The organism is Dongia rigui (assembly GCF_034044635.1).
Taxonomy (GTDB): Bacteria; Pseudomonadota; Alphaproteobacteria; order Dongiales; family Dongiaceae; genus Dongia; species Dongia rigui.
Window position 1 is genome coordinate 850,226 of sequence record NZ_JAXCLX010000002.1, and the last position, 23,108, is coordinate 873,333.

General features: G+C 61.6%; 17 protein-coding genes. 10 read left to right on the top strand and 7 right to left on the bottom strand.

Annotation, left to right across the window (positions count from 1 at the left end):
• Positions 1–3: 3 nt before the first annotated feature.
• Both shc and SMD31_RS15605 read left to right on the top strand, forming a co-directional pair.
• Positions 4–1,959 carry a squalene--hopene cyclase gene (gene shc / locus SMD31_RS15600; RefSeq protein WP_320501819.1) on the top strand — a complete coding sequence of 652 codons (1,956 nt, stop codon included), beginning with the start codon at positions 4–6 and terminating at the stop codon, positions 1,957–1,959.
• On the top strand, positions 1,959–2,600 hold the full coding sequence (locus tag SMD31_RS15605) for a phosphorylase family protein (RefSeq protein ID WP_320501820.1): 642 nt from the start codon (positions 1,959–1,961) through the stop codon (positions 2,598–2,600). Before shc ends, SMD31_RS15605 begins: the two co-directional genes overlap by 1 nt.
• Here SMD31_RS15605 and hpnH read toward each other — a convergent pair.
• Positions 2,571–3,725: an adenosyl-hopene transferase HpnH gene (hpnH, locus tag SMD31_RS15610; protein WP_320501821.1), complete on the bottom strand. Its 1,155-nt coding sequence runs from the start codon at positions 3,723–3,725 to the stop codon at positions 2,571–2,573. The genes SMD31_RS15605 and hpnH overlap by 30 nt on opposite strands.
• 21 nt (positions 3,726–3,746) lie before the next feature.
• The gene (ispH, locus tag SMD31_RS15615) at positions 3,747–4,688 is read right to left on the bottom strand and encodes a 4-hydroxy-3-methylbut-2-enyl diphosphate reductase (RefSeq protein WP_320501822.1); all 942 of its coding nucleotides are present in this window, start codon (positions 4,686–4,688) and stop codon (positions 3,747–3,749) included.
• 403 nt (positions 4,689–5,091) lie between these two features.
• Between ispH and dxs the strand changes: the two genes are divergently transcribed.
• Both dxs and SMD31_RS15625 read left to right on the top strand, forming a co-directional pair.
• Positions 5,092–7,005: a 1-deoxy-D-xylulose-5-phosphate synthase gene (gene dxs / locus SMD31_RS15620; protein ID WP_320501823.1), complete on the top strand. Its 1,914-nt coding sequence runs from the start codon at positions 5,092–5,094 to the stop codon at positions 7,003–7,005.
• On the top strand, positions 7,002–7,628 hold the full coding sequence (locus tag SMD31_RS15625) for an ABC transporter substrate-binding protein (protein WP_320501824.1): 627 nt from the start codon (positions 7,002–7,004) through the stop codon (positions 7,626–7,628). Before dxs ends, SMD31_RS15625 begins: the two co-directional genes overlap by 4 nt.
• 69 nt (positions 7,629–7,697) lie before the next feature.
• Here the strand turns inward: SMD31_RS15625 and SMD31_RS15630 are convergent, their stop codons facing one another.
• The 4 genes from SMD31_RS15630 to SMD31_RS15645 all read right to left on the bottom strand — a co-directional run bounded on the left by SMD31_RS15630 (position 7,698) and on the right by SMD31_RS15645 (position 13,010).
• The gene (locus SMD31_RS15630) at positions 7,698–10,277 is read right to left on the bottom strand and encodes an MMPL family transporter (RefSeq protein ID WP_320501825.1); all 2,580 of its coding nucleotides are present in this window, start codon (positions 10,275–10,277) and stop codon (positions 7,698–7,700) included.
• A gap of 4 nt (positions 10,278–10,281) precedes the next feature.
• A complete protein-coding gene (locus tag SMD31_RS15635) occupies positions 10,282–11,934 on the bottom strand; it encodes a copper resistance D family protein (RefSeq protein ID WP_320501826.1) in 1,653 nt (550 codons plus the stop codon).
• A 36-nt stretch (positions 11,935–11,970) separates the two neighbouring features.
• Positions 11,971–12,354 carry a copper resistance CopC family protein gene (locus tag SMD31_RS15640; RefSeq protein WP_320501827.1) on the bottom strand — a complete coding sequence of 128 codons (384 nt, stop codon included), beginning with the start codon at positions 12,352–12,354 and terminating at the stop codon, positions 11,971–11,973.
• A gap of 68 nt (positions 12,355–12,422) precedes the next feature.
• The gene (locus SMD31_RS15645; protein ID WP_320501828.1) at positions 12,423–13,010 is read right to left on the bottom strand and encodes an ABC transporter substrate-binding protein; all 588 of its coding nucleotides are present in this window, start codon (positions 13,008–13,010) and stop codon (positions 12,423–12,425) included.
• 15 nt (positions 13,011–13,025) lie between these two features.
• On the opposite strand from SMD31_RS15645, the gene SMD31_RS15650 reads away from it, so the two are divergent.
• A complete protein-coding gene (locus SMD31_RS15650; RefSeq protein ID WP_320501829.1) occupies positions 13,026–14,081 on the top strand; it encodes an NAD-dependent epimerase/dehydratase family protein in 1,056 nt (351 codons plus the stop codon).
• Here SMD31_RS15650 and SMD31_RS15655 read toward each other — a convergent pair.
• Positions 14,049–14,549 carry a CHAP domain-containing protein gene (locus tag SMD31_RS15655; RefSeq protein ID WP_320501830.1) on the bottom strand — a complete coding sequence of 167 codons (501 nt, stop codon included), beginning with the start codon at positions 14,547–14,549 and terminating at the stop codon, positions 14,049–14,051. The two genes, SMD31_RS15650 and SMD31_RS15655, sit on opposite strands and share 33 nt — an antisense overlap.
• Positions 14,550–14,997: 448 nt before the next feature.
• On the opposite strand from SMD31_RS15655, the gene sucC reads away from it, so the two are divergent.
• The 5 genes from sucC to SMD31_RS15680 all read left to right on the top strand — a co-directional run bounded on the left by sucC (position 14,998) and on the right by SMD31_RS15680 (position 23,108).
• A complete protein-coding gene (gene sucC, locus SMD31_RS15660; RefSeq protein WP_320501831.1) occupies positions 14,998–16,185 on the top strand; it encodes an ADP-forming succinate--CoA ligase subunit beta in 1,188 nt (395 codons plus the stop codon).
• A gap of 3 nt (positions 16,186–16,188) precedes the next feature.
• Positions 16,189–17,064: a succinate--CoA ligase subunit alpha gene (sucD, locus tag SMD31_RS15665; RefSeq protein ID WP_320501832.1), complete on the top strand. Its 876-nt coding sequence runs from the start codon at positions 16,189–16,191 to the stop codon at positions 17,062–17,064.
• Positions 17,065–17,164: 100 nt separating this feature from the next.
• Entirely contained in the window at positions 17,165–20,260 is a 3,096-nt protein-coding gene (locus SMD31_RS15670) for a phosphoenolpyruvate carboxylase (protein ID WP_320501833.1), read from the top strand.
• A gap of 91 nt (positions 20,261–20,351) precedes the next feature.
• On the top strand, positions 20,352–21,857 hold the full coding sequence (locus SMD31_RS15675; protein ID WP_320501834.1) for a leucyl aminopeptidase: 1,506 nt from the start codon (positions 20,352–20,354) through the stop codon (positions 21,855–21,857).
• A gap of 189 nt (positions 21,858–22,046) precedes the next feature.
• The gene (locus SMD31_RS15680) at positions 22,047–23,108 is read left to right on the top strand and encodes a putative 2-aminoethylphosphonate ABC transporter substrate-binding protein (RefSeq protein WP_320501835.1); all 1,062 of its coding nucleotides are present in this window, start codon (positions 22,047–22,049) and stop codon (positions 23,106–23,108) included.

Here is a 23,108-nt window from a genome sequence, read left to right on the forward strand (position 1 = left end):
AGAATGAGCAGTCGCAACCTCGCTGCCCAGGCGGAGATTGGCGTTGCCGCGATGGCGGGACGTTTGGAGTTGGGAATCGACAAGGCCGCGGACGCGCTGCTGAAGCAGCAACGCGCGGACGGGCATTGGGCGTTCGAGCTCGAGGCTGATGCGACCATTCCGGCTGAATATGTCCTGTTGAAGCATTTCCTGGATGAGATCGATACCGCGACCGAGGCGAAGATTGTCCGCTACCTGAAGGATATCCAGGGCGCGCACGGTGGCTGGCCGCTCTACCACGGCGGCGCCTTCAATATCTCGGCCTCGGTCAAAGCCTATTACGCGCTGAAATGCTGCGGCGAGGATGTCAACGCGCCGCACATGGCGCGTGCGCGCAAGGCCATCCTGGATTTCGGCGGGGCCGCGAAGAGCAATGTCTTTACGCTGATCCAACTGGCGTTGTTCGGGCAGATCCCGTGGCGCGGTGTGCCCAAGATGCCGATCGAGATCATGCATCTGCCGCGATGGTTTCCGTTCCATTTGGACAAGGTGAGCTACTGGTCGCGCACCGTCATCGTGCCGCTGCTGGTGCTGATGTCGCAGCAGCCCAAGGCGCGCAATCCGAAGCGCATCGATGTCCGCGAGCTTTTCGTGGTGGCGCCCGAACAGGTCTCCAACTGGTACAACATGGACCGGAAGGGCCCCTGGGCGGTCTTTTTCCGCGTTGTCGATCGGATTCTGCAGCGTGTCGATGGGTTGTTCCCAAAGGGTCTGCGCCAGCGGGCGATCGACAAGGCCGTCGCCTGGACCATTGAACGATTGAATGGCGAAGATGGGCTCGGCGCTATTTATCCCGCGATGGCCAATTCGGTGATGATGTTCGACGTCCTCGGCTTTCCCAAGGATGATCCCAACTTCGTCATTGCCAAGCAGTCGATCGAAAAGCTGATGGTGTTCAAGGACGACCAGGCTTACTGCCAACCCTGCCTGTCGCCGGTCTGGGATACCGGCCTTGCGGCGCACGCTCTGCTTGAGGTGGGTGGCGAGGCGGCGCAGCGGGTCACCGCAGCGACGGATTGGCTGAAGGATCGGCAGATCCTGGATGTCGTCGGTGACTGGGCGGTTCGCGCTCCGGGCGTGCGGCCGGGTGGCTGGGCGTTTCAGTACAACAATCCCCATTACCCGGATGTCGATGATACCGCCGTTGTCGTGATGGCCATGGATCGCCTGGATCACGACCGCTACAAGGAGGCGATCGATCGCGCTGTTGAATGGATCCTCGGCCTGCAGAGCAAGAACGGTGGCTGGGGCGCCTTTGATGCCGACAACGAATACTATTATCTCAATCACATTCCCTTCGCCGATCACGGCGCTTTGCTCGATCCGCCGACCGCTGACGTCTCGGCCCGCTGTCTCTCCATGCTGGCGCAGCTCGGCTACAAGATCGACCACCCCAAGGTGAAGGCCGCCGTCGATTACCTGATGCGCGAGCAGGAGGCCGATGGCGCCTGGTTCGGTCGCTGGGGGACCAATTACATTTACGGAACGTGGTCGGTTCTGTGCGCCTTGAACGCGATCGGCATCCCCGCCGATCATCCGGCGATGCGCAAGGCCGTGACGTTCTTGATCAGCAAGCAGCGCGCCGATGGTGGTTGGGGCGAAAGCGGTGACAGCTATTGGGCTGACAAGCCGCGCGGCGAGGGGCCGGAATCGACGCCCTCGCAGACAGCCTGGGCCGTCTTGGGCCTGATGGCGGCGGGCGAGGTCGATTGCCCGGCCGTCGCCCGCGGCATGGCCTATCTCTCGGACACCCAGAAGACTGATGGGACCTGGGACGAGCAGGAATACACGGCTGTCGGGTTCCCACGCGTCTTTTACCTGCGCTATCACGGCTACAAATCGTTCTTTCCGATCTGGGCAATGGCGCGCTATCGCAATCTGAAGCAGGGCAATGCCCAGCACGTCATGTACGGCATGTGATGACGGTAGGTGCCGTCACCGGCATGTTGTCGGAAGCAAGGCTCCTCGATGGCCTCGGCTACATCATTGTTGCCGGGGGCGGCCATGCCGAGGCAACAAAGCGTAAGGTGGAAGCGCTGGTCGTCGGTGGTGCCGAGGCACTCGTCAGTTTCGGTATTGCTGGCGCACTAGACCCTGACTTGGAGCCGGGCGATCTCGTGATTGCTGATGACGTCGTCCTCGCCGACGGCCGGCGGCTGAGTTGCGATCCTGACTGGCGTCGCCGCATCCTGCAGAAGGTAGCGGCGCAAGGTGGCACGGTAGCGGGCAGATCTGTTGCCGCTGCAACGCGGGCGGAGAAGGGCGCTCTGTTTGGCGAGACCGGAGCTGTCGCCGTCGATATGGAAAGCCATCACGTGGCCGAAGCCGCGGAGCGGCATGGCCTGCCGTTCATCGTCATCCGCGCCATTGCCGATACGGCGAGCGATACCCTGCCCGAGGCAGCGCTCAAGGGCCTCAACGAAGAAGGACGGCCCGCGATCGGCGCCGTCCTTCTGTCACTTCTGCTGAAGCCCTGGCAGTTACCTGGGCTGATCCGCGTCGCCTTGCGCTCGCGGACCGCGATGAACGCGCTACTCCGCGGCCGCGCGGCCCTGCTTTAGGCGGTCCTTTTCCTCGTGGATCTCGTGCATCGCCTTCTCGACATGGCTCGAGAAGACGTACTCGGCCGGGCGCTGCTTATCCAGCGAGATGTCCGGGACCATCGGCTTCTCGGTTTCGATGCCCTTCATGACGACCTTCAGGGCCTTCAGCGGGTTGCGGATGGTGTCCTTCACCGCGCTGCCCTCGAAGCCTGAATGGACCATGCAATCGGCGCACTTCTCGTAATTGCCGACGCCGTACTTGTCCCAGTCGGTCGTCTCCATGAGTTCCGTGAAGGTCTTGGCATAGCCTTCGCCGAGCAGATAGCACGGGCGCTGCCAGCCGAACACGTTGCGCGTCGGGTTGGCCCAGGGCGTGCAGTGATAGGCCTGATTGCCGGCGAGAAAATCCAGGAACATGGTGGACTGGCTGAACTGCCAGCGACGGCCGCCATTGCCCTTGCGGAAGATGGCGCGGAACAGGTCCTTGGTCTTCTTGCGGTTGAGGAAATGCTGCTGGTCCGGCGCGCGCTCATAGGCATAGCCCGGCGAGACGGTGATGCCGTCAACACCCATGGCCATCACGTCGTCGAAGAAGCTCGCGGCGCGATCGGCGTCGGTGCCGTCAAAGAACGTGCAGTTGATGTTGACGTTGAAGCCGGCGGCCTTGGCTTTCTTGATCGCCTCGACGGCCTGCTCATACACGCCTTCCTGGCAGACCGACTTGTCATGCTCGGCCTTCGATCCATCGAGATGGACCGACCAGGTGAAGTAGGGTGACGGCTTATAGAGATCCATCTTCTTTTCAAGAAGAAGGGCGTTGGTGCACAGATAGATCGACCGCTTCTGCTCGTTGATCAGCCGATCGACGATCTCCGGCAATTCCTTGTGCAGCAGCGGCTCGCCGCCAGCGATGGAGACAACGGGCGCGCCGCATTCGTTGGCGGCGTCGAGTGCTTCCTGGACCGAGATGCGCTTGTTGAGGATCTCGGCCGGATAATCGATCTTGCCACAGCCGGCGCAGGCGAGGTTGCAGCGGAACAAGGGTTCCAGCATGAGCACGAGCGGATAGCGCTTACGGCCCAGGAGGTGCTGCTTGACCACATAGGAGCCGACGCGGATGGCTTGGCGCAATGGAACGGACAAGGGGTGATCTCCTTCTTATTCTTACTGTGCCGCAGCCGGTTGATCGGCGAGCTCGGGCGGCAGACGGAAGCGGACATTCTCTTCAACGCCCGCCATCAATTCGACCTGCACGTCCTTCAATTCCTGGAGGCGCGCGACAAGATCCTGGACCAGGACATCCGGTGCCGAGGCGCCGGCGCTGACACCGACCGAATGCACGTCGGCGAGCCATTCCGGCTTCAGCTGCGAGGCGTCTTCGATCAAGTAGCTCTTAATGCCCAGTTCCTTGGCCAGTTCCTTCAGCCGGTTGGAATTCGACGAGTTGGGTGCGCCGATGACCAGTACCAGATCGACCTGCTCGGAAAGCTGACGGACGGCCTGCTGACGGTTCTGCGTCGCATAGCAGATGTCCTTGGTGCTGGGCCCGACGATCTCCGGGAAGCGCTCTTTCAGCGCCTCGATCACGGCCTTCGTGTCATCAACCGACAGCGTCGTCTGCGTGATATAGGCGAGCTTGCTTGGATCCTTGACCTCGAGCTTGGCCACGTCATCGGTCGTGGAGATCAGCAGGACACCGCCGGGAACCTGGCCCATCGTGCCTTCGACTTCCGGATGGCCGGCGTGGCCGATCAGAATGACCTGGCGGCCCTGGTCGGCATAGCGCGTGCCCTCGGTATGGACCTTGGAGACGAGCGGGCAGGTGGCGTCGATGACATTGAGGCCACGCTCGCGCGCCGCTTGGACGACTGTCTTCGAAACGCCGTGCGCACTGAAGATCGCATAGCGGCCCTCGGGAATCTCGTCGAGTTCCTCGACAAAGACGGCGCCCTTGGCGCGCAGGCCTTCAACGACATGACGATTGTGCACGATCTCGTGCCGGACATAGACCGGCGGTCCGAAACGCTCGATCGCACGCTCGACAATCTCGATCGCGCGTTCGACACCGGCGCAAAAACCGCGCGGCTGAGCCAAAACTACCCGCATGCCAATCGATCCACTCTGTTCAACAGAAAAAAAGACAAATACCCTAGCTCGGCGCTCAGTCTTGGCGCCAGATCGCAACACAGTTGAAACGCTGTGGGCAGCCGGGACTGAAAGGACCGTTTACACAGAATTGCCTTCTGTTGCCACTGAAAATACCCCATAGCTGGGTTAGCAGTGGGTTCGGTATGGTGCAATGCGCAATAATCTAACGATTTGGTCAACCATTTCGGGGGTTTTGCTGCCCGTCGACGGTATTATATCCGGGAAAGGGGTGGCACTTTGCCGGCGTTTTGCCTATAAGCAGCCGGATTCGGATAACGATGAACTGTCACATTCGCTGGCGTTAGGTTGATCACTGACCGCCAGGCTGTGCGCCATTATAATCGGTAAAAGGCTCGATCTCTTGACCAGCAAAACCCCCTTGCTCGACCGCGTCGTCACGCCGGCCCAACTGCGCCAGCTCGACCCCTCGGACCTGCGCCAGTTGGCGGACGAATTGCGCCAGGAGACCATTGATGCCGTTTCGGTGACGGGCGGGCATCTGGGCGCCGGACTCGGCGTTGTCGAGTTGACCACGGCGATCCACTACGTATTCGATACGCCTTACGATCGCCTGATCTGGGATGTAGGACATCAGGCCTATCCGCATAAGATTTTGACCGGCCGGCGCGACCGGATTCGGACGCTGCGCCAAGGCGGCGGTTTGTCCGGCTTCGTGAAGCGTTCGGAATCGGAATACGACCCGTTCGGCACCGCCCATTCATCGACCTCCATCTCTGCCGCCCTCGGCATGGCGGTCGGCAGCGAGATGCAGGGCCGCAAGCGCGCCTGCATCGCCGTCATCGGCGACGGCTCGATGTCGGCCGGCATGGCTTACGAAGCCATGAACAATGCCGGATCGCTCGACACAAAGTTGATCGTGATCCTCAACGACAACAACATGTCGATCGCGCCGCCGGTGGGCGCGCTGTCGGCCTATCTTTCGCGGTCGCTCTCATCGACATCGTTCCGCTCGCTGCGCCATTTCGCGAAAGACGTGTCGCGGATCCTGCCCAACCGCCTGCAGAAGATGGCGGCGCGGGCCGAGGAATATGCCCGCGGCATCATCTCGGGCGGCGGCACCTTGTTCGAGGAACTCGGCTTTTACTATGTCGGCCCGATCGATGGTCACAACATCGACCATCTGCTGCCGGTCCTGCAGAACTTGGCTAAATCCGATGAGCCCGGTCCGGTCCTGGTCCATGTCGTAACACAAAAGGGCAAGGGCTATGCCCCGGCCGAAAACTCTGCCGACCGCTACCATGGCGTCGTCAAATTCGACGTCGCCACCGGCGTTCAGCAGAAATCGGCACCCAAGGCGCCCAGCTATACCGGCGTCTATGCCAAGGCGCTGATTGCCGAGGCCAAGGCTGACGACAAGATCGTCGCCGTCACCGCGGCCATGCCGTCGGGCACCGGCCTTGACGCCTTCGGCAAGGAATTCCCGGATCGCACCTTCGACGTTGCGATCGCCGAGCAGCACGCCGTGACGTTCTGCGCCGGCATGGCGACGGAAGGCATGAAGCCGTTCTGCACGATCTATTCGACCTTCCTGCAGCGCGGCTACGATCAGGTCGTGCATGACGTCGCCATTCAGAGCCTGCCGGTGCGTTTTGCCATTGATCGCGCGGGTCTGGTGGGGGCTGACGGTCAGACCCATGCCGGCAATTACGACATTGCCTATCTGGGGTGCCTTCCGAATTTCGTGCTGATGGCGCCATCCGATGAACTGGAGCTGATGCATATGGTGGCGACAGCCGCGGCGATCGACGATCGCCCGGTCGCGTTCCGCTATCCGCGTGGCGAGGGCATCGGCCTTGATCTGCCGACGCGCGGCGAAGTGCTGCCGATCGGCAAGGGCCGTATCGTGCGCGAGGGAACCAAGATCGCGATCCTGAATTACGGCACCAGGATGGTTGAAGTGCTGAAGGCCGCCGATGAACTCGGGGCCAAGGGATTGAGCTGCACGGTCGCCGACGCACGTTTCTGCAAGCCGCTCGATGAAGATCTGGTGAAGCGCCTGGCGCGTGAACACGAAGTGTTGATCACGATCGAGGAAGGCGCCATTGGCGGCTTTGCCGCACATGTCCTACAGTTCCTGGCCAAGAGCGGTGCCCTGGACAAAGGCTTGAAGATCCGACCGATGACGCTGCCCGATACCTGCATCGATCACGATGCCCCGCAAAAGCAATACGATGTGGCATGTCTCAATGCCCGCCATATCGTCAGCGAGGCTCTGACTGCCCTGGGCGTGGCCGAGGCGAGCGCACGGGCATGAGCATTTTGCGTGTGTCCCGCCGCCAGGCGCTGGTGATGATCGGCGCGGCTGCGGCTTTGCGACCGAGCCTTTCCCTCGCGCAAGGTGCTGAACCTGTCGATCTGGTTAAGGCGTTCTATGCGACGTTGCTCGATTGCATGCAGCACGGCGCGGAACTCGGCTTTGACGGCCGATATCAAAAGATCGAGCCGGTATTGAACAATACCTTCGATGTCGCGACGATGTGCAAGATTGCGGTCGGTCCGGAATGGACCAAGATGTCGGGCGAGAAGAAGGGTGCCGTGCTGGTGACCTTCAACAAGTACATGGTCACGACCTATGCCGCGCGCTTCAAGTCCTTCAAGAACCAGAAGTTCGAAGTCGGCGAAGCAACGCCTGCAGGCGATAGCCGCACGCTGGTCGAGAGCAAGCTCATTCGCTCGAACGGGGAGCCGGTCGCACTCAACTATCTGTTCCGCTTCAACCAGAATGTCTGGCGCGTGATCGACATCTATCTCTCCGGCTCGATCTCGCAAATGGCGCAGATGCGCTCTGACTTTTCCAAAGTCGTTGTCGATGGCGGCCCGGATGCCCTCATTGCCTCGCTCGAACAGAAGATCGAAGATCTCAAGAAAGAAGCCTGACACGGGCTTCCCTGAGGGACCAAGAGGGGCGGGCGGCCACGAATCGCCCGCCCCTTTTTTTGCGGTTTTTTATGCCTGTCGGGCGTCGCTGGGCGGCTTACCCATCAGCACCGGCATGAACGCGAAGATCACGACGAGCAGCATGCCGAGAGCGATCAACAGCAACAAGCCCATGCGGGCCGTGCCGGGATGACTCGACATGGCAAGGCTGCCAAAAGATGAGCCGGTCGTCAGCGCACTGAACAACACGGCGCGCGCTGTGCTGGTCGACAATGGATTGGTGATACCACGCCGCCAGTTCACCACGAAATAGATGTCGAAGGCGACGCCGATGCCGAGCAGCAGCGGCAAGGCGATGATATTGGCGAAGTCCAGCTTCAGGCCGAAGCTGACGCAAACGACGATCGTGCCAAGCGCGGTCAGCAGCAGGGGTAGCATGACGTAGATCACGTCGCGCGGACGACGGAGAATGACCACCAGGAGCACAGCGATCGCTATCACCGCCGTCAGGCTGGCGATCTGGAAGGCCTTCGTCACGGCACGACCGGATTCATAGATCTGCACGGCCGGTCCGGTGGCTTCGGGCGCGACGCTGCGGACGGCGTTTACGAAGTTCGCGAGCACCGCACTGTCGTTGCTGTCACCCTTTGGCATGACAGTCAGGCGCATCTCGCCATCAGCCGCGACCCATTGCGATTTGATCTCATCCGGCAGGGTGTCGAGGCTGACGCTCTCGGCCGTCAGGGCCGAGGCCAGCATCTTCATGCGCGGCATCAGGCCATCGACCAGCATGCGCTGCAGTTCCGGGTAGAGCGACGGGTCGGCGCCGGCGGCCTGGTCCAGCAGGCGCGCCAATTGCTGAGCCTTGTCGGAAGACGGCAGCGCCTCGCGTAGCTTGGCGGCGCATTGCTTCAGTGAGGCGCGGATCTCGTCGGTGGTCGGCGCCGGTTTTGTCGTCACCGGTTCCAGCGTGACGCCCATCAGCAATTGCAGGTCCTGGAGGATGGCAAGTTTCGCCTCCTGGTCTTTCGGCACGAAGCTGGATGCCGAGATAACGGCATAGACCTCACGCAGCTTGGAGAGCTTTTCCTTCAGCGCGTCCGCGGAAGCCGCATCCTTGGCGACGATCTCGATGGCATAAGGCGAGCGGATCGGATCCTTCATCAGGTCAAGGATCGCGGCCATGGACTCGACCTTGGGATCCTTGAGGTGAAGCGGATGAAAGTCGAATTCCAGGCGTGGCGACAGGCCGAGCCCGGCAAGCGCAAGGACGGCCCAGAAAACGAGAACGGAGCGACGGTGGCGCACAAGCCACGTGTCCGCCGCCCGACCCCACGCAAAGCCCAACTCGCCGGCCAGAACCTTGGGTTTGAAGAGGGCAAGAAGTGCCGGCAGAAGCGTTAGGTTCAGCACCAGGGTAATGGCCATGCCGCCAGTTGCGATTTTGCCGAGTTCTGAAACGCCGCGGTAATCCGTCGGGATGAAGGCGGCAAAACCCACGGCAATCGCGATGGCTGCCAGCGTCAGTGGCCGGGCCATGGCCGTGCCAGTGCGCACCAATGCGCCAGCGAGGCCGCCCTCGAGCTTCTCCTGGCCGTAGCGAACGCCGAACTGGATGCCGAAATCGATCGAGAGGCCGATGAACATCACCGCAAAGGCCACGGAGATGAGATTGAGTTTCCCGACCGCCAGTGTCGCAAAGGCAAAGGTCAGGATGAGGCCGACGATGAGAGTGACGAATGTTGCCAGGATGAGCTTGACCGATCGCAGGGCCATGAACAGCCACAACAGGACGAGGACCGTCGAGATGATGAGCGCCCAACCCATGCCCTCGGCGACAGTTGCAAACTCGTCATCATTCAGTGCCACTGGCCCGGTCAGGCGCACGCTCACGCCGGTGTCTGGCGTCAGCCCCAGTTCCTTGATCGACTCCCGGATGAAGCCGGTCGCTGCGGCGCCGGGCTTCAGCGCGGCGAAGTCCCGGTTTGGCTGAGTCAGAATGAGACGCCGCAGGTCACGTGGCTCGGTCGGCCGGTCCAGCAGCAGAGTTTGCCATGACATGGCCTGGCGCCCGCCGGACAGCGCATCGCTGAGGGTGCCTGATATCGCCGATAGCGGCTTTTCCAGTCGATCGACGCTGGCGGCCTTCTGAATGATCCCATCCATGGCGAGCGAGAACACGTCGAACAGGCCCCGGAGGCTTGGATCCTGGGTCAGGGAGCCGATGAAGGGCTGCGCTTCGATGACGGCATCTGCAATCTTCTGCACCTGATCGACGGGCAGGAAGAGCAGGCCATATTTCTCGAAATAGGGTCCGCCATCGGCGCGACGCGCGGTTGCAAACAGATCCTTCCGGGTCTGGATCTTGGCGAACAGGGCCGCAGCGGCATCCTCGGCGGCGTCCGGCGTCTTGCCGTCGATCATCACCACCAGCAGGCCCGTGTTCTGTGGGAACAGCGTGTTGAAATGCGCCAGTTCCTTCCGCCACGGTAGATCCGGCGAGATCATGTTGGCCGTATCGGTATCCATCCCGAGATGTCGCGCCGTAAAGGCACCGGCCGTGACGGTCAACAGCAGCGACAGGATCACGAGCAGGACGGCGCGACGCTCACTCCAGGCCACCAGGCGGCTGACAAATGCTTCCAACATCAGATCAAATCTCGCGATAAAGAATGAGGACGATACCCACCAGGCAGAAGAAGGTCGGCCACAACCAGCCGCAGATCGCTCGACCGCGTCCGTCCAGCCGCAATTCCAGCCAGCGCGCCCAGGCCGCCCATATCCCCAAGACGGCAATCGGCATATGGGTCATTTCGATCAGCAATAGTTCTTTCACATTGGCGATCGAATGGGAATGCGTCAGCAGCATCATGCCGCCAACCGCGCTCAGCAGTGGAAAGACATAGCGCGCCCAGTTGCGGGTCAGAACGCCGGTTCGAACACTCCATTCGAATCCGGCGAATCCCGTAATCAGCACCATGAAGAGCTTGTGCTGCACGAATTCAGGATCGCGCATGCTCTCGATCAGGCCCAGTGAACCAAACGGCCAGCCCTCCGCTTCTGAACGCACGAACAGAAAGCCGGCAAGCCCGATGAAGAGCAGGGGCCAGTGCTTGGCCCAGGGCGCCCGCCCCCCGCGCTCCAGCAGGGCAAGGACACCGATCAGCAGGACGAAGATGCCGGCCCAGTGGTGGTTATACTCCGACCAGGCGATGTCTTCCGCATTGCGCGGCAGTGGCACGCCGGAACCGGGCACGTAGACCTGCATATGGCTGAGCATGTCCTGGCCCATGCCGTCGCTCGCTTGGCGCTGCTCTTCATAATAGGCCAGCGTGCTTTTGTCGGGGCTGCTGAGCGAGGGCCATTTCGGCTCCAGGCGCCCGACAATATCGCTGAGGGTGGCGCGTCCTTCAGTGAGATCGATGGCCGGCGGCAATGAGGTAATCGACGCGGCAACAAACAGGACTGTGAGGCCGATGCCGATTTCGACCTCGACAAAGCGCTTGAGGCGCAGGAGCGGCGCCGCCCTGCCGCTGGCCAATTGTCGTACCGCAAAGGCATTGAAAGCGCCGAGCCCGAGCAGGGTCAAAAACAGGATGCTCTTGGTACCCAGCATCATGCCATAAGCGGTGCCATACATCGCCTCGGGCGAGCCGACGTAATAGACCAGCATGACGATGCCGGAGGCAGCGATCGCGAGCACGGAGAGTGCCGACAAATGGGAAAAGCGCAGGCCGATGCGTTCGAGGACCGGCCCTGCCGGCAGCTTGCCGACGGCATAGAGAAAGGCCGGCAGCCCGCCGATCCAGATTGCGGCACCCAAATGGTGAAGAGCGGTCGCCACAATGAGGATGTTCTGGTTATCCAGCCGTGCCGCGGCGTGGCTGGTGGCGATGCCGGCAAAGATGTCGGCGAGGGCAAGGAAGGGAAGGGGAAGATCGCTGGCGCCCCCGCGCCGCGCCAACAGAAGGACAGCGACCAGTGCCGCACCCAGGCGCAGTAATTGTGCCGTGGCGTAGGTTCCACCGAGGGCATTGAGGTAGCTGCCATCGGTCGTGCCGGCAAGAATGGCCGTATGCGCCCAAAGATTCGCAGCCAGCACGGCAAACATGAAGGCTGCGGCAAAGAAAGCGATGCGCCTCGTCATGTCGATGACGGCGGCATCTGCGGCATTGGCGGAATTGCAAAGCGGCCGGGCCGCCAGAAACAGGAAGGCGAGGCTGCCAACATAGATGCATTGTGCAGACCGGCCGAAACCCGACAGCAGGACACTGAGAAAACCGAAGATGTCGAGAAGAAGCGACAAGGCGGGTCCAGGCAGTTGGTTAGCGAATGTGGCGGGTCACGGGGTGACCGTGAAGTTGACGTCGCCACGGGTGATATGCCCATCCGTCGCCAGCACCTGCCACCTCACCGAATAGACCCCCGCTTTAAGCCCCGTGAGATGCCCTGAGAGAACGGCCGGGCTGTCATTGGGTAGGATGGCGATATCGGCGCTGCTGCCATCTGGGCCCGTCAGCGTCAGTTTCGAGCGGTCGGCATCGACCCGGACGTTGAACGTGATGGCGAGGTCGATGTCCGGCCCGGCAACGGTGGCGCCCGCTGCGGGTACGGACGAGACGATGATGGCATGGGCGAGGGCAGGCGTCGCCATGGGCGCGGCCATGACGACCAGCAACAGACCGGCGAGGGTCAGATTCCTGACAAGATTTCCAAGACTATTCAAGGTTTTATCCACCTGATCGAAGAGCCCAATGCAGGCTCGGTAAATAGCAGACCGAGGTTGGGAAGTCATCATTTGGGCGGCAGGGCGCGATCGAGGGCTTGCCGCCAACGGGCCAGGATAACGTCTGCGCTGGCGGAATCGGCCGTGGTTCCCGCATTGGCGAGGCTGCGCAGAAAAATGCCCAGGGACAGGCCAAGTATGCGCAGGTCCGCGAGACGCAGATCAGCGCCTGTCGTGGCAAGCTGCCACTCCACCGGCCAGGTCGCCAGGTCCGTCGGCCGCGTCACCGAACTTGAAACGAGTACCATGCCCTGGGCCGCTGGCAGGGTCCGGTCCAGCTTCAGACGGAGCCCCGGATAGGTCAGGTGCAGTCGCGTGACGGCGTCGACGGCAAGGTTGCAAAAGCCATCCGCCAAGCGGGGCCGCTCGCTGGGCGGCAGCAACCGCCAGGCATGGCCGGCGGCAAAGCGGCCAAACTGGGCGATCGATGGACAGAGGGCGGCCGCGTTGGCGTTCTCGCGCATACTTGTGTCGAACAGATGTCGAATATAGTTTGCCGCCAATTCAGCCTTGATCTCAGCGCGCGCAGAACCGGGCAGCACGACAAGGGCGGCGAACCCGGCAGCGACCGCAAGCAGGCGAAAAGGGATCATCATGATGCGGAAATATACATGCTAGGGACGGAGTCGGGTGAGGCGCGCCTGTCATTGGTGACGGGTGGCTGCGGTTTCATGGGCCGGCATCTGGTGTCCCTTCTGAGTGCCCGCGGGGAGCGCGTCCGGGTCCTCGATCTGCGTGATTGGCCGCAACCGTCGGGCCTGCCATTGCCGGCGAATGTCGAACTGCGCCAGGGCTCGATCCGCGACCGGGCCGTGCTGTCCCGGGCGATGGCCGGGGTTGAGCGTGTCTATCACCTCGCCGCCAATCCCAATCTTTGGGCCGCCGACCCCGCGACCTTCCATGAGGTGAATTACGAGGGCACGTGCCGGGTGTTGGACGCGGCGGCAGAGGCCAAGATCGCCCGGTTCGTCTACACGTCAACGGAATCTATTCTCAAGAATATCAATGCCCCGCGCGGCTCGCAGAATGCCCTGATCGACGAGAATGTGCGCCACAGTGTTAACGATGTGCCGGGGCCTTACTGCCGGTCCAAGTTCCGTGCCGAAGAAGCCGCACAGGCCGCTGCCAATGCCGGCATGCCGCTGGTGATCGTCAATCCGACCATGCCGATCGGCCCAGGCGATTTCCTGCTGACACCCCCTACCAAGATGATCCTGGGCTTCCTCAACGGGACAACCCCTGCCTATCTCGATTGCGACTTCAATCTGGTCGATGGCCGGGATGCAGCGCTTGGCCATCTGCTCGCCGCCGAGCATGGACGGATCGGCGAGCGATATATCCTCGGTCACGAAAATCTCAGCCTCGGCCGCTTGCTGGTCGAACTTCAGCAACTGACCGGCCTCGCCATGCCGACGCATAAGGTGCCTTATTGGCTGGCCTATGTTTCCGCTCTGGTCAGCGAGGGCGTGGCCAATGTCACCAAGAAGCCGCCGATGGCACCGTTGACGGGGGTGAGGCTGGCGCGTTCCTCGATGGCATTCGATTGCAGCAAGGCCCAGCGGGAGCTCCATTGGCAATGCCGGCCACTTGGTCAATCGCTGCGCGACACGGTACTCGACCTGCAGCAGCGCGGGCTATTGCGGCGGCAGCCCAATCTGGCCGCTTGAAGCAACCGGTGCCGGCGCGGCATTGGCAGCGACGTTGTAGATGAAGCCATAAGCCGGATAGACGCTGCCATAAACCCCAGCTTCCAAATTGTAGAAGCGTGGCATGGTCCAGTCATTCTGCGGTGAAACGTCGTAGACGTGCTGGCCGTTGATCACCTGGCCAGGTACCCAATTGGCGTGACTAACCACAATCTCGCGTGAGCTGATGACCTGTTGGACGACGGCGACATGGCCGCTGTGCAGCCGGCTGGTTTGCGCCAGTACCAAGACGGCCCCCGGTGCCGGCGCATTACCGCGTTGGTAGATGCCCGCCGCGTTGTCCCACCACGTGTAGGCGTCGCCGCGCAGGTTGATGCCGGAGGCAAGGCGCGCATAGGGCACGCAAGATATGTCTTCATAGCTGACGTAAGCTGGTGGCGGCACCACTGCCGGCGCGATGCTGGTGCTGGTCGGCGTTGAAATCGGCAATTGTCTTTCTGCACAAGCGCTCAACAGCAACAAAGTCATTGTTAGCGATGTCATTGCGGTGCGTTGATGAATTCGATTCAAGATCGCTTTAGCCATGTTGCAGGGTGCCGACGACTCGTGACGCTTTCGCAATCATGCTAGTCGAATCTGGGACAGTGAGAAAGCCACCCCCAGATAAGATGATCGCGGGTCGCCAATAGCGCCCGGACGAATGACCGGACATGTGCCACAGGTTGCTGAAACCGGGCACGTTCAAGAAGTCGTCATCCCCTCATGCGACCAGAGTGATCGCATGCCGGATGCGGGGGTCGGGGAAATATCCGATCGCTTGGTCAATCGGCCTGCTGAACGCAGCAAGACATCCAGATCCATCATCGCGCGGTAAAAAAAGGCGCCACGGTCGAACTCGGCCTGTCGTCAGCGCAAAGTCGATAGGGGAGAGTCGGCGATGAATATCCATGAATACCAGGCCAAGCAATTGCTGCGGCGTTTCGGCGTGCCTGTGCCACGCGGCGACGTCGCGCACAATCTCATTGAAGCGGAATCGATCGCCGAAGAACTGGACGGCCCGACATGGGTCGTCAAGGCGCAGATCCATGCCGGTGGGCGTGGCAAGGCCGGCGGCGTCAAGGTCTGCCGCTCGATCAAGGAAGTGGTGGCGACCGCTGACCAGATGCTGGGCATGCAATTGGTGACGCATCAGACAGGTCCCGAAGGACGGCTGGTGCGAAAGGTCTATATCGAGCAGGCGAGCGATATCTCGCGCGAGCTTTATGTCGCCCAGTTGATCAATCGCAAGACCGGTGGCGTCAGCCTCATTGCCTCGACCGAAGGCGGCATGGATATCGAGGAGGTTGCGGAGAAGCATCCGGAAAAGATCATTCGCCTCGACATGCAGCCGGCAACACCGATGCGTGCCTTCCAGGCGCGGCAGGTGGCGTTTGAACTCGGCCTGAAGGAGCGCGAAGTGCACAAGTTCGTGCGTCTCGTCATGGCTGTGAACAAGGCCTTCCGTAGCCTGGATGCGGTGATGATCGAGATCAACCCGCTGGTGGTGACGGGCGTCGGTCGATTGGTCGCCCTCGATTGCAAGATGATCTTCGACGACAACGCGCTGTTCCGGCGCAACGACATTCAGGATCTGCGCGACGACAACGAAGTCGATCCGCTGGAACTTGAAGCCGCGCGGCATGATCTCAACTATGTAAAGCTCGACGGTGATATCGGCTGCATGGTGAACGGCGCCGGCCTCGCGATGGCGACGATGGACATCATCCAGCATTTCGGTGGCCAGCCGGCGAACTTCATGGATATCGCCGGCGCCGCCACCAAAGACCGCGTGGCGCGCGCCTTCAAGCTGATCTTCAACGATCCCGGCGTGAAGGGCATTCTGGTCAATGTCTTTGGCGGCATGATGCGCTGCAACTCCATCGCCGAAGGCATTGTCGGTGCGGCGCAGGAGGTTGGCCTTGACCGGCCGCTGGTCGTACGCCTCGAAGGCACCAATGTCGAATTGGGGCGCGAGATCCTCGAGAAATCCGGCCTTCCCATCATCACGGCGACGACGCTCTCGGATGCGGCACAGAAAATCGTCGAGGCGACCCGCGGCAATGTTGCGCTTATGAAGAGGGCTTGAACCATGGCTATTCTCATCGACCGGAACACCAAGGTCATCTGCCAGGGCTTCACTGGCACGCAAGGCACCTTCCACTCGGAACAGGCCATTGCCTATGGCACGCAGATGGTGGGCGGTGTCACGCCGGGAAAAGGTGGCAGTCGGCATCTGGGCCTGCCCGTCTTCAACACCGTGCACGAGGCGCGTGCCAGGACCGGTGCCAATGCCAGCATCATCTATGTGCCGCCGATCTACGCCATGGATTCGATCATGGAGGCAATCGATGCCGGGATCGAAACCATCGTCGCCATCACCGACGGGATCCCCGTTCATGACATGGCGCGCGTGCGCAAGGAACTGAAGGGGACGAATTCGCGTGTAATCGGCCCCAACTGCCCAGGCGTGATCACGCCGGATCAATGCAAGATGGGCATCATGCCGGGCTATGTTCACAAACCCGGGAAGGTTGGCATCGTCTCGCGCTCTGGCACCCTGTCTTACGAAGCGGCGACCCAGACCACTTCCGTCGGCCTCGGCCAGACGACTGTCGTCGGCATCGGCGGCGATCCGGTCAATGGGTCGAGTTTCGTCGACATCCTGGAACTGTTTCTCGGCGACGACCAGACCGAGGCCATCATCATGATCGGCGAAATCGGTGGAACGCCGGAGATCGACGCGGCCGAGTTTCTGAAACAGGAAAAGCGCAAGAAGCCGGTCATCGGTTTCATTGCCGGGAAAGCCGCTCCTCCCGGGCGGCGGATGGGGCATGCCGGGGCAATTGTCTCAGGTGGTGGCGAAAGTGCCGCTGAGAAGATCGAAGCCCTGCGCGCGGCCGGTATCCATATGACGCCCAGCCCGGCGGAGCTGGGAGAGACGGCTTTGGCAGCCTTGCGCGGCTGACGCCTCGTTTTTTTGCGCTGCACAAAAGTTCTTTTGCAGTTGCGCCGAGCGCGGTACTGTTGCCCGTTCGGCGCAGCATTTTTATGACCTGGAGGGGTGGATGAGCACGGCGAAGCGGGCAACGTCGCGGGGTGGTGATGTGGCGGCTTTGCGCGTCAAACCGGCGATCCACAAGCCGGCCAGGGGATCCGGGCTGGAGCCTGGCCTGAAAGCCCTGGAACGGATGTTTCCGGCCGAAAAGGGCTTCGATGCCGCCAAGGCCGAGCGTGACCTGCGGGCCGTGTTCGGGGACCTCGCCGGCCTGCGCGAACGCAACCCGTTCGGCAATTCGGTCAAGCTCCTGGCGCTTGAAGTTGGCAAGCGGCTCGACCAGGGCAAGCTGTCGCTGGGTGGCATCGAGACATTGATCCAGGAACTGACAGCCGGCGCCTTCGAGCATCGCGCCGATCGCCTGCAGAGCTATCTCGGCGAAAGCGACCCCAAGCGCAACGAGCAGAAGTTGCGCGATGTCTTCCAGGCCCTAGCCGCTGGATCGCGGCGCCCGGCGGGTAAGGGGAAGGGGGCGCGCATTCCGTTCCAAGCCTTCAAGGCCGCCGTCGAACGCGAGCTGTTTGGCATCGTGATCACCGGCCATCCGACCTTCAGCCAATCCCACGAGATGGTCCGGCTCCTGGCGGAACTGGGCATCAATCGCGGCGCGGGTAGCCAAAAGCTGCCGGCCGTGCGTCGCCGGAAAATTCTGGCCGATGCCCGCGCCGTCGAGCACCGGCCGCCGGAAAAGCTCGATCTTGCTTACGAATACGAGATGTCGGTCGCGGCCATCGCCAACATCCACGTCGCCTTGCGCCGCGCCTATGAAATTGCCCTGGATGTGGCGGCCGAGCATTATCCGGCGGAATGGGAGCAACTGTCGCCGCGCCTGATGACGGTCGCAAGCTGGGTTGGCTATGACCTCGATGGGCGCTCTGACATCAAATGGAGCGACACGCTCTTCACCCGCCTCAAGATCCAGGTCCTCCAGCTTCAGCGCTATGTGAAGGTCGTCGAGGAATTGCGGGCGGGTGTCGATCAAAAGCGTGCGAATGTCGACCTTGTCCATCTGCTGGAGCTGTTGGAAAGCCGCCTGGCTTTGGCAATCAAGGAGGCGGAAGACGAAATCGCGGTCTTCCAGGGCGGCAAGAAGGAAGGCGAGGCGCCCCTGGCCTGGGCCGAGGAGGTGCGCCGCATTGCCAAGCGCATGCATGACGGGCGCGATCTGCGTTTGATCGATTCGGCGCAACTGCTCGAACTCATCAACCGCGCCATCGCGCTCTCCAAGACGCCTGACCAGCGCCGGAAGTTGATCGTCCTGCGGGCGGAACTTGCCAACCATGGGCTGGGGCTGGCGCACACGCATGTTCGACTGAACGCGGTGCAGATTCACAACGCCATCCGCAAGCTGATCGATATGGAAGCGGCACCGGATGATCCGGCGCACAAGCGTTCCTACATTGCGAAGATCACCAGGCTGCTGCAAACCGTTAAGCCGGTGCAGATCAATTTTGCGTCGATCCTGGCGGAACGAACCTCGGCCAAGCGGCTGTTCATGATCGTCGCCAAGATGCTGAAATACATCGACGCGACCGTGCCGGTGCGCTTTCTGATCGCGGAAACGGAGACGCCGCTCACATTGCTGGCGGCCCTCTATTTCGCCAAGCTGTTCGGCGTCGATGGCAAGGTCGATATCTCGCCTCTGTTCGAGACCACCAAGGCCTTCGAGCGCGGTATCCGCGTGATCGACGAATGCCTGCAGAACCCGGCCTTTGCAGCTTACGTTCGCCAGCGCGGGCGGGTCTGCATCCAGACCGGATTCTCCGATGCCGGGCGACATCTGGGACAAACCGTGGCGGCCATCTCCGTCGAGTGGCTGCGCTTGAAGCTTGCCGAATTGCTGCGCCAGCGTGGCTTCGACGATGTCGAGGTCGTGATCTTCGATACCCATGGTGAATCGATCGGCCGTGGCGGGCATCCCGAAAATTTCCGGGCGCGTCTCGAATACATCGCCTCGCCGGTCAGTCGGCAGAATTTCGCGCAGGCCGGAATCCGGGTGAAGGAAGAGGCCAGTTTTCAGGGCGGTGATGGCTATCTCTACTTCATCTCGCCCGATGTCGCCCTGGCCTCAGTCACCCGCATTCTCGAATACATGCTTCCAATCCCGACCGACGACGTTGAATCGGATCCCGCCTATCGGCACGACGAAGATTACGTGAAGGAATTCTTCATCACGATCCGGCGCTTCAACGAAGACGTGATGAATGATCCGGCCTACGCGGCGCTGCTCGATACGTTCGGCGGCAACCTGCTGTTTACCAGCGGGTCCCGGCCGGTGAAGCGCGAGCATGAGGGGTTGGCGCAGCGCGTCAACCTCATGCACCCGAAGGAGATGCGCGCCATCCCGCATAACGGCATCCTGCAACAGCTTGGCATGCTGGCCAACACGGTTGGCGGCGTGGGGCAGGCGATCGCCCGCGACCCCGAACGGTTCCAGCGTCTCTATCAAGCATCGCCACGCTGTCGGCGCCTTCTGGGCATGGTGGATTGGGCCCTGTCCTTCACCGATCTCGAAGCGCTGAAATGCTATGTCGATTTGTTCGATCCCGGCCAATGGCTTTCGCGCGCCTATCAGGCCAAGGATCCAGCCGCGGCGGCGGAACTGCGCCATGTCGCCGAGCATCTGGAAGGCGACCGGGTCTATGAGAAACTTGCCAAGATCTATCGCGTCTTCCAGCGCGACATGCTGGATCTGCGCGATGGTCTGGCCCTTGTTGGGCTGCCACAGGCCAAGATCAGCGACGAGACGCGGACCAATCTGCGCCTCATGCACGGCCTCCGCATCGCGCTCATCATGCGCATCTTTACCTTGAGCGCGCATATTCCGGACTTCTCGGACCAGCACAACATCACGCGCCAGCAGCTGGTCTCCAAGATCTTCCATCTGGAAATCGACGACGCCATGCGCAAGCTCAGCATGATATTCCCGAAGGTCGAGCAACTGAAATTCGAGGGCGATTTCGGCGAGGCGTCGACCTATGTCGGCGATTGGCATCAGACCTATGAACGGGAGCATCAGGCCATCTTCGGACCGATCGCCGGGCTCTATACCCTGGTGCGGCGCCTCAGCTCGGGCATCATCCATACCGTGGGCGCGCTCGGCTAGCATCTCATAAATCCAGCGGATTGTCGGATGGGGCCGAGTATGGCTATGCTCGGCCCACTTTCCGTTCTTATTTCAGTCCCGAGGATTTCTTATGAAGATCGAATTCGTCGCCAAGCCGGCAGCGCGCGCCGCCGTTCTCGTTGTGCTCATTGCCGAGGGCGGCAAATTGGGCCCGCGCGGCGAGGCGCTGGACAAGGCGCTTTCTGGTGCATTGCAGCGCAGCCTGTCGCTGCCCCGGTTCAAGGGCAAGAAAGGCGAAGTTGCCGACATCCTGGTGCCGGCCGGCACGGCGGCGCGACGCGTCATTCTTCTGGGTCTTGGGGCGGCCAAGGATCTGGATTCGCTGTCGCTGCGTGAGGCCGGCGGGTCACTCGCGGCACATCTCCTCGCTGAATTTGAGAGCGGTGCCACGGTGCTGGTTGATCCGGTGAAGGGCAGCCAGATCGATGAGGCCCACATGGCCGGCGAACTGGCACTCGGCGTTACCTTGCGCAATTACCGCTTCGACCGCTTCCTCACCAAGCCCAAGGCCGACAAAGCGCCGGCCCTCACAGATCTCAGCCTGGTGGTGACCCAAGTGGCGGCGGCACAAAAGGTTTCGGCACGGCTGCAGGCGCTGGCGAACGGCGTCAACCTCGCCCGCGACCTCACCAATGAGCCGCCGAACGAACTCTATCCGGAAAGCTTCGTCGCCCGCACCAAGGCATTGAGCAAACTCGGCGTCAAGGTCGAGGCACTGGACGAAAAGCAGATGGCCAAACTCGGCCTCAATGCATTGCTCTCGGTCGGTAAGGGATCGGCCAAACCGCCGCGCCTGCTCGTGCTGCAATACCAGGGTGCGCCGGGCAAGAAGGGCGACGGGCCGCTTGCCTTTGTCGGCAAGGGGGTCTGCTTTGATTCCGGCGGCCTCTGCATCAAGCGCTCCGGCGGCATGTATGAGATGAAGGGTGATATGGCAGGCGGTGCCGCCGTGGTCGGTCTCATCCGGGCGCTTGCCGAACGCAAGGCCAAGGTCAATGTCGTGGGCGTCGTCGGCCTGGTGGAGAACATGCCGTCTGGAACGGCGTTCAAGCCCGGCGATATCGTAAAGACGCTGGCCGGCCGCACCATCGAGATGATCGATACGGATGCCGAGGGGCGGCTGGTTCTGATCGACGCGCTCTATTACACCGCCTCCCGCTTCAAACCGAAATCGATCGTCGATATGGCGACGCTGACCTATTCCATCCAGCAGGCGCTGGGCACGGTCTTTGCCGGCATCTTCGCCAATAACGACGATCTGGCAAACCAGCTCACCGCCGCCGGGCAGGCCGTGGGCGAGCGCTTGTGGCGCATGCCGCTGGACAAGGGTTATGACGAGCATCTCGAATCCCGTATCGCCGATATCAAGCATCACGCCGACGACGCGGAATCCGGTGATGCGCCGCATGCGGCAGCGCTGTTGAAACAGTTCGTCGAGGACCGTCCCTGGGCCCATCTCGACATTGCGGGTCGCGAGTTTGCCGGCAAGGACCGGGTGACCTGCCCGGCGGGTGGCACCGGTTACGCCGTTCAGTTGCTGGAGCAGTTCGTGGCGAAGGCTGAAGGCATTCTTTGATCTCTTTGTCATGTGGGCAGGCTGAAGCGCAGTCTGCCCACATGGCATTCATCGAAATTATCTATATAGGTCATCGGGAAAGCCCTGTTTGACCTATACTCGTCATAATTCCGTCATCACAGATGCGCGGTTTCCCCGCCAATTTCCTGCGCGCCGCGTTTGGCAATCGCACACCAGGAGATTGGGGAAATGAAAAATTGGATCTCGCGCCGCCAGATGGCGCTGATGGGGGCTGCGGTCTTGGCGACTGCCGCTACCATGTTCGTCGCGCCGAAGGCCAGCCTCGCCGACGATGTCGTGCTGAAGGTCTATACCGCGCTCGAGGAAGAGCAGCTGCCTGTCTATAAGGAAGCCTTCGAGAAGGCCAATCCGGGCATCACCATTGAATGGCAGCGTGATTCGACGGGCGTGATCACCGCGCGCCTCCTCGCCGAAAAGCAAAATCGCCAAGCCGACGTGGTCTGGGGTCTGGCCGCGACGGGCCTCATGGTCCTCGACAAGGAAGGCATGCTGGAGCGCTATAGCCCCAAAGGCTTCGATCAGATCAAAGACGACTTCAAGGACAAGCGCAACGGCTGGCCGACCTGGGTCGGCATGGACGCCTGGGCGTCAGCCATCTGCTACAACAAGGTCGAAGCGGAAAAGCTCGGCCTGCCCAAGCCCGCTTCGTGGAAAGACCTGCTCGATCCCGTTTATAAGGATCAGATCGTCATGCCGAACCCGGGTTCTTCGGGCACCGGCTTCCTCACCGTCTCGGCCTGGCTGCAGCTCTTTGGCGACAAGGGCGGCTGGGACTACATGGGCAAGCTGCACGAGAACATCAAAACCTACCTGCATTCGGGTTCGAAGCCCTGCAAGGCGGTTGGCGCCGGCGAGTATCCGATCGGCATTTCCTTCGCTTATCCGGGCGTCAAGCTGATCAATGACGGCGCGCCGGTCGAAGTCATCCTGCCCAAGGACGGCATCGGTTGGGACATGGAAGCGACGGCGATCATGAAGGGCACCAGGAACCTCGCAGCGGCTCAGAAGCTGGCCGATTTCGCGGCAAGTGCCGAGGCCAACAAGCTCTATAACGAGAGCTATCAGGTGCTGGCCCGCAAAGACGTGACGCCGACCCTTCCGGCCAATTACCCGGCCGAGGAGGAAAAGCTGATGATCTCGCCGAACAATTTCTATGAAATGGCGGATCGCCGTCAGGCCATTCTCGACGAATGGCAGCGCAGCTTCGGCTCCAAGGACGCACCGAAGTAA